8 protein-coding genes are annotated in these 11,708 nt (G+C 51.4%); 1 reads left to right on the top strand and 7 read right to left on the bottom strand.

Features of this window, described 5'->3' with window-relative positions; translation table 11 throughout:
* Positions 1 to 20 precede the first annotated feature (20 nt).
* Both AB8809_RS17260 and ushA read right to left on the bottom strand, forming a co-directional pair.
* Positions 21 to 2,048, bottom strand: coding sequence for a discoidin domain-containing protein (locus AB8809_RS17260; RefSeq protein WP_320703091.1), 2,028 nt, complete (start codon positions 2,046 to 2,048; stop codon positions 21 to 23).
* Between the two features lie 236 nt (positions 2,049 to 2,284).
* The gene (gene ushA, locus AB8809_RS17265) at positions 2,285 to 3,934 is read right to left on the bottom strand and encodes a bifunctional UDP-sugar hydrolase/5'-nucleotidase UshA (protein WP_180778301.1); all 1,650 of its coding nucleotides are present in this window, start codon (positions 3,932 to 3,934) and stop codon (positions 2,285 to 2,287) included.
* A 667-nt stretch (positions 3,935 to 4,601) separates the two neighbouring features.
* On the opposite strand from ushA, the gene ybaL reads away from it, so the two are divergent.
* Positions 4,602 to 6,287, top strand: coding sequence for a YbaL family putative K(+) efflux transporter (gene ybaL / locus AB8809_RS17270; RefSeq protein ID WP_015839373.1), 1,686 nt, complete (start codon positions 4,602 to 4,604; stop codon positions 6,285 to 6,287).
* A 103-nt stretch (positions 6,288 to 6,390) separates the two neighbouring features.
* Here ybaL and hemH read toward each other — a convergent pair whose 3' ends face one another.
* The 5 genes from hemH to AB8809_RS17295 all read right to left on the bottom strand — a co-directional run bounded on the left by hemH (position 6,391) and on the right by AB8809_RS17295 (position 11,678).
* Entirely contained in the window at positions 6,391 to 7,353 is a 963-nt protein-coding gene (hemH, locus tag AB8809_RS17275) for a ferrochelatase (protein WP_349855114.1), read from the bottom strand.
* Between the two features lie 419 nt (positions 7,354 to 7,772).
* Positions 7,773 to 8,417: an adenylate kinase gene (adk, locus tag AB8809_RS17280; protein ID WP_180778298.1), complete on the bottom strand. Its 645-nt coding sequence runs from the start codon at positions 8,415 to 8,417 to the stop codon at positions 7,773 to 7,775.
* 263 nt (positions 8,418 to 8,680) lie between these two features.
* Positions 8,681 to 10,564, bottom strand: a complete 1,884-nt coding sequence (gene htpG / locus AB8809_RS17285) for a molecular chaperone HtpG (protein ID WP_180778434.1) — start codon at positions 10,562 to 10,564, stop codon at positions 8,681 to 8,683.
* A 179-nt stretch (positions 10,565 to 10,743) separates the two neighbouring features.
* Complete coding sequence (gene recR, locus AB8809_RS17290) at positions 10,744 to 11,349, bottom strand: recombination mediator RecR (protein WP_014914551.1); 606 nt, start codon at positions 11,347 to 11,349, stop codon at positions 10,744 to 10,746.
* Positions 11,349 to 11,678 (bottom strand): YbaB/EbfC family nucleoid-associated protein, encoded by a 330-nt coding sequence (locus AB8809_RS17295; protein ID WP_010286242.1) that lies wholly within the window; start codon positions 11,676 to 11,678, stop codon positions 11,349 to 11,351. The genes recR and AB8809_RS17295 overlap by 1 nt, the downstream gene beginning before the upstream one ends.
* Positions 11,679 to 11,708 lie beyond the last annotated feature (30 nt).

Consider the following 11,708-nt stretch of genomic DNA (forward strand, 5'->3'; position numbering starts at 1 on the left):
ATAGATAATCGGAAGAAAAATTACGGAACCTGATACGCCAGCTTGTAATTGCCTGCCGTTACGGTGCGGAATGTCACACTGTCCGTGCGCCAGCGGATTTCCACTTCCGCAGGGGACTGCAGTTTCCAACTGGACGCATCGTTGACGTTCAGCACCAGTCGGTCAATAGCCGCGACATCAGTCGCCGGAGCGGTGATATCAAGCGCGAACGCAAAGGCAAGTGAGTCCGGCACACCGTTATTGGATGCAAACAGCTGTGTCCACTGTGCCGCCGTAATAGCGCCGAGTTCAGCTGGCGTCATGCCGTCTGCAATCAGTTTCGTTGCGCTCGTCGTATCTACTGACAACGCCCCCACATCAACCCACGCCCCGCTCCGCCACACATGCCAGTTCACTAAGTCCCGCGTGACAGCGACACGCACTTTACCGTTGCCAGTTTGCGTAGCTGTCAGCACTGCGGAGTTGATTTGTGGCCATAACGCCGCACTCGACAGGGCTTTCTGTATTGCAATTTGAGGAGGCGGTGTATATAGCACTTTTGCATCAATATTTTTTGATGAAAAAATCGTTACTGGCTGTATTCCTGACAATGATGATTCAGGTATGACGCCAGATGACAAAAAACCATTATTATAAAAATCTTCCGCCACAGATGGTGCTGGGACCGATGTTAATACCCCATTATTCGCTGAATACCACTTACCATCACTGCCGTTAATCAACAGTCGCTCTCTGCGGAATATTTCAAGCTCCCCAATTTGAACGTGTGGACCAGCATTTTGCTCGGTTATTAAAATACGGAATGATGAATACGGCGTGTCATTGGTGAACGTATATTCTCGAACCGCCCCCTTCCCATCGCGAGTATCATTAGATACCGTATGTAATGTATGCCACGTTGTACCATCATTACTCCCCTGAAACGTCCACGATTTCGGGCTGAGTGGCCCAGCATTCAGGTTTTCGTTTGTTATTCTGTATGTATCAATTAATGCAGGAGCCGCCATAGTAATACGCAGCCAATGTGGGTTAGCCACTGTTGGTACGGTTTTGGATGCCCAGTATCGATTTAACGTTCCGTTGAATGCTGTCCACGCCGCGTATTGCACTGAATACTCAGACGATGCGTCAACCGTGTAGCCAACTGCACTATTATTTGCTGTCATCACAGGAATCAGCGTTTTATTAACAGCATCAATTTCAATGCTTTCACCGTCTGATTTAATTGGTGACGAATAAAAATTACCGGATTGCACCAGGTTATATAGCTTTCCGACATAGGGGCGTAATGTATTATCAAAAACAGCAGCATGAGTTACGTTGTAGTTCTCTTCGCTAGACACGCCGAAATCGTCAACAACATAAGTCTGATTCGCTGCGCCAGCGACTTCTTTCAGCGCGTACGCCGCGAGATTAAACGTGCTTTGTGGGCTAATGCTGAACGCGTGATTTTGCCCCGCCGTTGCGCCCTGACGATCGGCAACGATATAACCAGAACCGCCCGTACCCGAACCCGTACCACCGCCTGCAGCGCTGATAATGGTTTTCTCATTCACCGGGTTATAGCTCAGCGTGACGCCCGCCCCGGCCTCCAGCGAGGAATGAATGAGCTGCTTCGTTTTTGATGTGTAGTCGGTGATGTCCGCTGTGGTGTGAGTATGCCCAACCGCCGCGACACCCATTTGCGCTGGCGTAGGTGAAACATCACCGCTGCCCAGCAGCGACTGACCAAAGACCGTGCGGATAGTAGTACCGGAAATTAACTCATCCTGTTTTGCATTCCAGACCGCTTTTTCATCCGGCGAGGCAAATTTTCTGGTGGCCGTTTCAGTAATCTGATCGGCCGTATAGTCGCCTGATTGTGCAGTGACAACGCCAGTCCGTCCGAATACGGAGGCAACACCGGAAACGCCAGGTTGCGGTTCGCACTGATTATCCGTATCCACCTGGCAACAGGTGTGAGGATTGATCTGAATTGGGGGATTAACAACACACGTTGATTTTTCTGCGCTGCCACAGACATTGATTTCAATATTTACGCTTTTCATAGTACCGACTACTCCGTTAGTGAGGGTGCATCAGGAGTATCGTTTATTTGGCATGTCTGTTATTTTAAAGCGCTTTACTAAACATAAGATTATTTAATCAATTAAATCAGCAAATTAGATTCACTTCATTTTTGCAATGAAAGGGCTAAATGCCGCACAGCCACTAAGAACTCGTCCCAGAAAAAATGGCGGCTTAAGTCATCAGCAATAGAGACAAAAACCGCCATCATTATCCGTTATTTATAAACGATCTCACCTTTCGGTGCGTAGGCTTCTGCATCCAGCGGAGAATGCTTCTCGATGTACTGCTTCAGCACTTCAGCATCGACAAAACCGGTGTTCACATAGCCCGGCAGGTTATCAAGACGCGGGTAGCCATCGCCGCCCATCGCATTAAAGTTCAGCGTTGCCATGCGGTAGACTTTATCTGCCTGCAACGGCTCACCTTTAATTTTCACGTTCTGTACGCCCTGTCCGTCCGCCGTCAGGCTGACGTTGAGGAATTGCGCATAGGCACCGGAATCCACCTTTTTATTCGCTGCTACGGCCAGGTATTTCTCGACATCGCTGCCTTTCATATCCACATAAACCAGCGTATTGGCAAACGGCTGCACCTTAAGGACATCTTTATAGGTGATATCGCCTGATTCAATCGAGTCACGTACGCCACCGCCGCTCATAATGGCAAAATCCGCCTCTGCACGCTCAAGCTGTGCCGACAACAGCACGTGTGCCAGATTGGTCTGACGGAAACGCACCTGATTACGGTCGCCTTCCAGTTTGCCTTTCACACTACCGATCTTGATGCCCAACTGCGCCTGTCCTTTCTCCTGGAACGGCGTTAGCATTTTCATGACGTCAGCATCCTGCGTGATTTCCTGCGTATAGAAAACACGTTCGGTCTTGCCGTCCTTTTCTACCTTTTTCTTCAGGTTGATTGGAATCAGCTGGTAATGCTCAAGCTTCAATTCACCATTGCGGAATGTGAAATCAGCACGGCCAACATATTTCCCCCACTCATGCGCCTGAACAATCCAGGTGCCGTTCTGACGATCGGGAGCACAAGGCGTGCCCGGAACATAATCCACCTGTTTTTTATTCTCCTGCGCCATACAGACCGGATCTTGCGAGTGCCCCCCGACAATCATGTCCAAATAGCCGGCTGGCAGGCTACGCGCCATTTCTACATCGCCCGGAGCATTGGAACCATGATTACCGTCGTCATAGTGCCCCATGTGCGTCGCAGCAATAATCACGTCAGGCTTTTCACTCTTCCGTAATTGCTCAACAACCTGCTTCGCTTCCGTAGAAGGATTACGGAATTCGATATCAGTAAAATACTCAGGATTGCCTAATTTGGCCGTATCGTCCGTTGTCAGGCCGATAACCGCGATTTTCACACCTTGCTTGTCGAACAGGGCATAAGGCTTAAATAAGCGCTCATTGGTGCTTTTTTGGTAGATATTGGCCGATAACAGCGGGAATTTTGCCCATTTCTCCTGCTGGCGCAGGACAGACAGCGGATTATCAAATTCGTGGTTGCCGAGCGCCATCGCATCATAGCCAACCATGTTCATACCACGAAAATCGGGCTCCGCATCCTGCAAGTCGGACTCAGGCACGCCAGTATTAATATCACCGCCGGAAAGCAGCAACACGCTGCCGCCTTTACTCGCCACTTCCTGACGAATCTGATCGACCAGCGTTTTTTGCGCCGCCAGCCCATATTCACCGTAGTCGTTATGCCAGAAGTGGCCGTGGTGGTCATTCGTATGCAAAATGGTGATGGCGTATGTTTTATCTTTCTCCCAAGCCATTGACATAACAGGCGTTAGCGCCAGCGATACCGCCATCGCACATCCCAGAGCTTTTATTGAAAAGCGCATGATAAATCTCCGTTTATTTTAAAGACCCAGTGGAACCACTGAGAAATTCACCACACAAATTAGCACAGCAAGATGAACAATGCGCGAAGCACATTCGCGCCGTACATCAGCAATGTGCGATAGCCGACAAAATCAGATGAGGTATAGCCGCTATAGTCATAGCTCGCTGGCCTGACGCTGTCGTCGTGCCGTCACGAACTCTTGCTAATATGAATGCTTCATCGGAATAACCCGGCATCACACCGTTTATCCTCTGTTTTCCGGTGTTTTACGCCAGTGGATAAAATTATTCGGCTGAATACACAGAAAAGCAGTAAGGCATTAGCACCAAGAACATCACGCTATCAGAATAATTACGCATGTTTATCAATGCTTATCGCGAGAAACCATCACGAAATCTGTGTTACACTACCTTTAGCTGGAGAAACTGATATTTTTCATAAAATACCACTTTTACCCAAGCAACATTTCGCTATATGCAATAGAATTTGTGTATACCCAGAATAATTGGCGTTGCAGCCAGACAGCAAACGAACGGATCCAACACGCTTTTCGGTACATATATAAGAGTGATAAGGGTACGTAGCGCCGCTAACCACGCTGTAGCTTCAAGGCAAGAAGGGTAAATCCGCTCAATTATGTTTCACCTATGGCACAAGGAGTTGGGATGCATGCTGCAACACCGCTAATTTCTACTATCGCTGGAGGGCTGGTTCTTGCCTTCCTCCTTGGCATTCTGGCAAATCGCCTGCGAATCTCCCCCCTTGTTGGTTACCTTGCCGCAGGTGTCCTTGTCGGTCCTTTTACCCCTGGTTTTGTCGCCGATACCTCACTGGCATCAGAGCTGGCTGAGCTTGGCGTCATTCTGCTGATGTTTGGCGTTGGCCTGCACTTCTCGCTGAAAGACCTCATGGCGGTAAAGTCCATCGCCATTCCCGGAGCGATAGCCCAGATTGCCGTGGCGACGCTGCTTGGAATGGGATTATCCGCCATGCTGGGCTGGAGCCTGGCGAGCGGTCTGGTTTTCGGCCTCTGTCTGTCCACCGCCAGTACCGTGGTTCTGCTACGCGCGCTGGAAGAACGACAGCTTATTGATAGCCAGCGCGGCCAAATCGCCATCGGCTGGCTGATTGTGGAAGATCTGGCGATGGTGCTTACGCTGGTTCTGCTGCCAGCCTTCGGCGACATGATCGGCGCTGAGCATGCCGACACCAGCAAGCTGCTGGCCGATTTAGCCTGGACCATCGGCAAGGTGATTGCCTTTATCACCCTGATGATTGTCGTCGGTCGCCGTCTGGTACCGTGGGTGTTGGCAAAAAGCGCCAGCACCGGCTCACGCGAGCTTTTCACGCTGGCAGTGTTAGCCATGGCACTGGGTATCGCCTTCGGCGCAGTGAAACTGTTTGATGTCTCCTTTGCACTGGGCGCATTCTTTGCCGGCGTGGTGCTAAACGAATCAGAACTCAGCCAGCGTGCGGCGCACGATACGCTGCCGCTGCGCGATGCTTTCGCCGTCCTGTTCTTCGTTTCTGTCGGTATGCTGTTTGATCCGATGATCCTGCTGAACGACCCTATTTCCGTGCTGATCACTCTGGCCATTATCGTGTTCGGTAAGTCAGCCGCCGCTTTCGTGTTGGTTCGACTCTTTGGCCACTCAAAACGAACGGCATTAACGATTTCCGCTAGTCTGGCGCAGATCGGAGAGTTTGCCTTTATTTTGGCCGGGCTCGGCATTGTGTTGGGGCTACTGTCAGAAGAAGGTCGGAATCTGGTACTGGCTGGCGCCATTCTCTCCATCATGATAAACCCGCTGCTGTTTACGCTGCTTGAACGCTATCTGGCGAAGCATGAAACCATCGAAGAGCAGATCGTGGAAGAAGCGATTGAGGAAGAGAAACAGATTCCTGTCGATATGTGCAACCATGCGCTGCTGGTCGGCTATGGTCGCGTAGGTAGCCTGATTGGCGCCAAATTGCATCAGGCAGGGATTCCTATCGTGGTCATTGAGAATTCACGTACCCGCGTTGATGCCTTGCGTGAACAGGGTATTAAAGCGGTATTGGGTAACGCCACCAAGCCTGAAATCATGGACATTGCGCGTCTGGACTGCGCCCGCTGGCTATTGCTGACGATTCCGAACGGCTACGAAGCTGGAGAAATTGTCGCAGCAGCCCGTGAGAAACGTGCCGATCTGGAGATTATCGCCCGCGCGCACTATGACGATGAAGTCAGCTACATTACCGAGCACGGCGCCAACGAGGTGGTCATGGGCGAGCGGGAAATCGCCAATAGCATGATCACGCTGCTGAAGCTGGATGAGATCCCTCCTGCACCTCAGGCGTGTCCTATCTAAACGGCTAGATGCAGAATACGAAAATGGCGGGCCCATAAGCCCGCCATTTTTTTGTGCTGTGCGATATGTCTTTAAACGCCGCCAGACAAAGACAACCTCGCCTCTACTCTACCTTGCTCACTAACTGTTCCAGCAAATCGATATGCAGCGGATCGTCATTAAGTGCAGGAATATAGTGGAAAGCCTCGCCACCCGCATGCAGGAAAATTTCACGGTTCTGTTCCTGAATCTCTTCCAACGTCTCCAGACAGTCAGCCGCAAAACCCGGGCACATAATCTGAATATGTTTCACGCCCTGCGCGGGCAATCCCTGCATGGTTTCATCCGTGTACGGCGTCAGCCAGGGTTCACGACCAAAACGCGACTGGAAGGTCATCATTATTTTCCCTTCCGGCAACCCCAGCGCTGCAATCAGCGCCTCCGTGGTCGCCCGGCAGCGTTGCGGATAGTCATCGCCTTCATTGGCGTACCGCACGGGGATGCCGTGATAGGAGATGACTAATCTGTCTGGTTCACCATGTTCAGCAAAAGACTGCTCGACACGGTGCTTCAGCGCCGCAATATAAGCAGGATGTTCGGCATAATCACGGATAAAGCGAATCGCAGGCAACTGACGGTTATCACGCAGCTGTGTCGCGAGCCCATCCCACACGGCCGCGGTGGTTGAACAGGAATATTGCGGATACATCGGCAAGACCACCAGTTGCGTTACGCCCTGCGCCAGTAATTTATCCAGCGCTGAACGCAGGCTGGGCGAACCATAGCTCATGCCTAGCTCGACAGGCGTTTCCGGCATTCGCGCAGCCAGTGCCTGCTGCTGTCGACGGCTAATCACCAACAACGGCGACCCGCCCTCCATCCACACCGATTGATAGAGTTTCGCCACTCGCGGAGAGCGGGTTGGCAGGATAATACCGCGCAGTAACGGCCACCATAGCAGACGCGGCGTATCCACCACACGGCGGTCGCTTAAAAACTCAGCCAGATAGCGCTTCACCGCCTGCGACGTCGGCGCATCAGGTGTCCCTAAGTTCACCATCAGCACACCGTATTTCTCTTGTTTCATCGCCGTATTCCTTTTATGGAGAAGCAGGCTTTCTTTCAGCCCGCCCGTGCATAACATCAAGTGTCTATACCCTAAATAATTCGAGTTGCAGGCAGGCGGCAACCGCACGAATCCCCAGGAGCTTACACAAGTAAGTGACTGGGGTGAGCAAGGACAAATCGACACAGCCGATTTGAACGCCGTTTGCGGCGGCCCTTCAGGGCGAGGCTCAGAGATGAGCCGAGTATTGCCAACGAACATGCAGCTTGAAGTATGACGGGTATATTGTAGCGAAAAAAAGCTAAACAAATACGGGTAGATACTAGGGATAACGCCGATGCTACCAATAGAGGAAATCAGGCGAATGGGGAATTCAGAACGAAAAAATGCCAGACCGTCGTCTGGCATTTCTGTGACTACGTGATATTCGCAGAGAAAAATTAGCCCAGAATCGTTTCCAGTTCTGCGCGAACTTCTTCCACTTTACGCGTGCCTTCTACTTTGAAATAGCGCGTATTACCCGCGTCAGCTTCTTTCTGATAGTAAGAAACCAGTGGCGCAGTCTGCTGATGGTACTCAACCAGACGCTTACGCACGGTATCTTCATGATCGTCTTTACGGATAGTCAGATCTTCGCCTGTCACGTCGTCTTTGCCTTCAACTTTAGGCGGATTGAATTTTACGTGATAGACACGACCGGACGCCGCATGCACGCGACGGCCAACGATACGATCGATGATCAGTTCGTCAGGAACTGCGAATTCGATAACGTAATCCACATTAATGCCAGCATCTTTCATAGCATCAGCTTGTGGAATGGTGCGTGGGAAACCATCCAGTAGAAAACCGTTACGGCAATCGTCCTGGGCGATGCGTTCTTTAACCAGAGCAATGACCAGTTCATCAGTGACGAGTTTACCTGCGTCCATGATTTCTTTAGCCTGTTTGCCCAATTCAGTACCCGCTTTTACCGCAGCACGCAGCATGTCACCCGTGGAAATCTGCGGAATACCGTATTTTTCCATGATGAATTGAGCCTGAGTACCTTTGCCTGCGCCTGGAGCGCCCAGCAGAATAATACGCATCGCGTAAATCCCCTTGCTATGTAATATTTATAAAATAAATTTGAAAAACGCTAAACCATACCATTCCAGACGCTTATGCTCAAGGAACGGGCTCGCTTCAGCAACGCGCAAGCAGATGAAAAAAAGCCAGATGCCTACAAATACGGTTTGCCGTCTGCCCAATGTTGCCATTCAGTGTAGACGAAGAAACGCTCAATAGCGGAAGGAAGCGTAAAAATCGGGGGAAGACCCCGGTTACCACCGGGGTCTGGAGAGTATGACTATCAGGCACTTAGCAGCTGATTCATACGACGAATGAACAGGTTCGGATCGTCCAATGTCCCACGTTCGGCCAGCAGAGCCTGATCCAGCAGCAGCTCAACCCATTCGCCAAACTCCGCTTCATCAGACACGTCAGCCGCGCGTTTAATTAACGCGTGCTCCGGGTTCAGTTCAAAAATGTACTTCACTTCCGGCGCTTGTTGGCCCGCTGCGGCGAACAGCTTCGCCATCTGCGTACTCATCTCGTCTGCATCTGTTACGACAATCGCAGGCGTATCGGTCAAACGGTACGTGAAGCGCACGTCTTTGACACGCTCACCCAGCAACGTTTTCACACGGTCAACAAACGGCTCCAGCGCTTTCTGTGCTTCTTTCTGTTCCTCGTTTTCTTCGTCGGCCAGTTTATCCAGCGCCTCGTCTGCTTTGCTGACAGACTGGAAGGATTTACCGTCGAACTCGGTCAGGTAGCTCATCATCCACTCGTCAATGCGCTCGGACAGCAGCAATACCTCGATACCTTTCTTACGGAACAGCTCCAGGTGTGGGCTGCTCTTCGCCGCCGCATAGCTATCTGCGGTGATGTAGTAGATCTTGTCCTGACCTTCTACCATCCGGCTAACGTAATCTTCCAGTGACACCGTCTGCGCGGAACTGTCAGATTGCGTGGTAGCAAAACGCAGCAGTTTCGCAATCGCTTCACGGTTGCTGCCATCTTCCGCCGGGCCTTCTTTCAGCACCAGACCAAATTGTTGCCAGAACGTCTGGTATTTTTCCGCGTCGTCTTTCGCCAGCTTATCCAGCATTTGCAGCACACGCTTAGTCAGCGCATTACGCAGATTTTGCGTCACACGGCTGTCCTGCAGAATCTCACGGGAAACGTTCAGCGGCAGATCGTTGGAATCAATCAGGCCACGAACAAAGCGCAGGTAGTTAGGCATGAACTGTTCGGCGTCATCCATAATGAAGACGCGCTGAACGTACAATTTCAGGCCGTGTTTATGATCGCGGTTCCACATATCCCACGGTGCACGAGCAGGGATATAAAGCAGGCTGGTGTATTCCTGCTTGCCTTCCACACGGTTGTGGCTCCAGCTCAGCGGATCGGTAAAGTCATGGGAGATGTGCTTATAGAATTCGTTGTACTCATCATCGCTGACTTCAGATTTACTGCGTGTCCACAGGGCTTGAGCCTTGTTAATCTTCTCCCAGCTAACCGTGGACTCGCCGCCTTCTTCTTCACTTTCTGTCTGAGATTCGATTTCTACCGGCAGCGCAATATGGTCGGAGTATTTGCTGATGACGGAACGCACACGCCAATCATCGAGAAACTCGTCTTCACCTTCACGCAGATGCAGAGTGATTTCCGTTCCACGATCGTCTTTGGTGATGTCGGCAATGGTGTAATCCCCTTCCCCGGCGGATTCCCAATACACGCCTTGATCGGCATTTGCACCCGCTGCGCGGGTACGCACAGTCACTTTATCCGCGACGATGAAAGCGGAATAGAAACCCACACCGAACTGGCCAATCAGTTGGCTATCTTTAACCTGATCGGAACCCATAGATTCCAGAAACGCCTTGGTGCCGGATTTCGCAATCGTACCCAGATTATCAATCACTTCGTCACGGCTCATGCCGATGCCGTTGTCAGAAATCGTCAGCGTACGTTTTTCTTTATCCGTGGACACGCGTACACGCAGGTCGCCATCGCCCGCATACAATTCTGGCGTGGACAGCGCACGGAAACGTAGCTTGTCTGCCGCATCAGAGGCGTTGGAGATCAATTCACGCAGAAAAATTTCTTTATTGGAATAGAGCGAATGGATCATCAAATGCAGGAGTTGCTTAACTTCGGACTGGAACCCGCGAGTTTCTTGGCCTTTCATACTCATTGTTGCTTACCTCAATCCTAATATTATTCAGGCTGATTAAACTGACGATAAGTAGCAGATGGGGATAAACCGCGGTGGTTTCAAGGGGTAAATTTTAGTGAAAAAAGAAAACGATGAGATGGGCACGGAAAGCAGACTGCGGCAGCCAGAGAATGGCGCTGGCCGCCGACAGGTTAAAACCGGAAAGGCTGGCGTCCTGCGAGTGAATGGGACAGCGTGGTGCCATCGACCATTTCCAGCTCACCGCCAACGGGAACACCGTGGGCAATGCGGCTGGCCATCACGCCGTGTTGCGCGCACAGCTCAGCAATATAGTTCGCTGTGGCATCGCCTTCTACCGTCGGGTTAGTTGCCAGAATCACTTCGCTTATCGATTCCACTTGCAGGCGCTCTTCCAGGCGCCCCAAACCGATATCATCCGGGCCAATGCCATCCAGCGGCGACAAATGCCCCATCAACACAAAGTAACGACCGGCAAACTGCCCCGTCTGTTCAATAGCATGAATATCAGCCGGGCTTTCCACCACGCAAATCTGCCCATTTTGCTGGCGGCGCGGATTCGAACAAATCGCACAAACGTCCTGTTCAGTGAATGTCCGGCAATCGCTACAGTGGCCGATTTCGGACATCGCCCGCGTCAACGCCTGTGCCAAACGCATACCGCCACTGCGGTTACGTTGCAGCAGTTGAAACGCCATGCGCTGTGCCGATTTGGGCCCAACGCCCGGCAGGCAGCGCAGCGCTTCCATCAATGATTCAAGAAGCGGACTGGTCTGCATCAGAACGGCATCTTGAAGCCTGGCGGCAATTGCATGCCGCTGGAAACCGCTGCCATTTTCTCTTTCTGCGTTTCCGCGATACGGCGAGCAGCATCGTTGAACGCCGCAGCGATCAGATCTTCCAGCATCTCTTTATCGTCTTCCATCAGGCTTGGATCGATCTCAACACGACGGCAGTTATGCGCACCGTTGATCGTGATTTTCACCAGACCCGCGCCCGATTCGCCCGTGACTTCCAGATTTGCCACTTCTTCCTGCATCTGCTGCATTTTTTCCTGCATCTGCTGGGCTTGCTTCATCAGGTTGCCAATTCCACCTTTACCAAACATAGTTTTCTCTCTATCACGTCGGGCTGCGCA

It is taken from the genome of Pectobacterium aroidearum (assembly GCF_041228105.1).
GTDB classification, from domain to species: domain Bacteria; phylum Pseudomonadota; class Gammaproteobacteria; order Enterobacterales; family Enterobacteriaceae; genus Pectobacterium; species Pectobacterium aroidearum.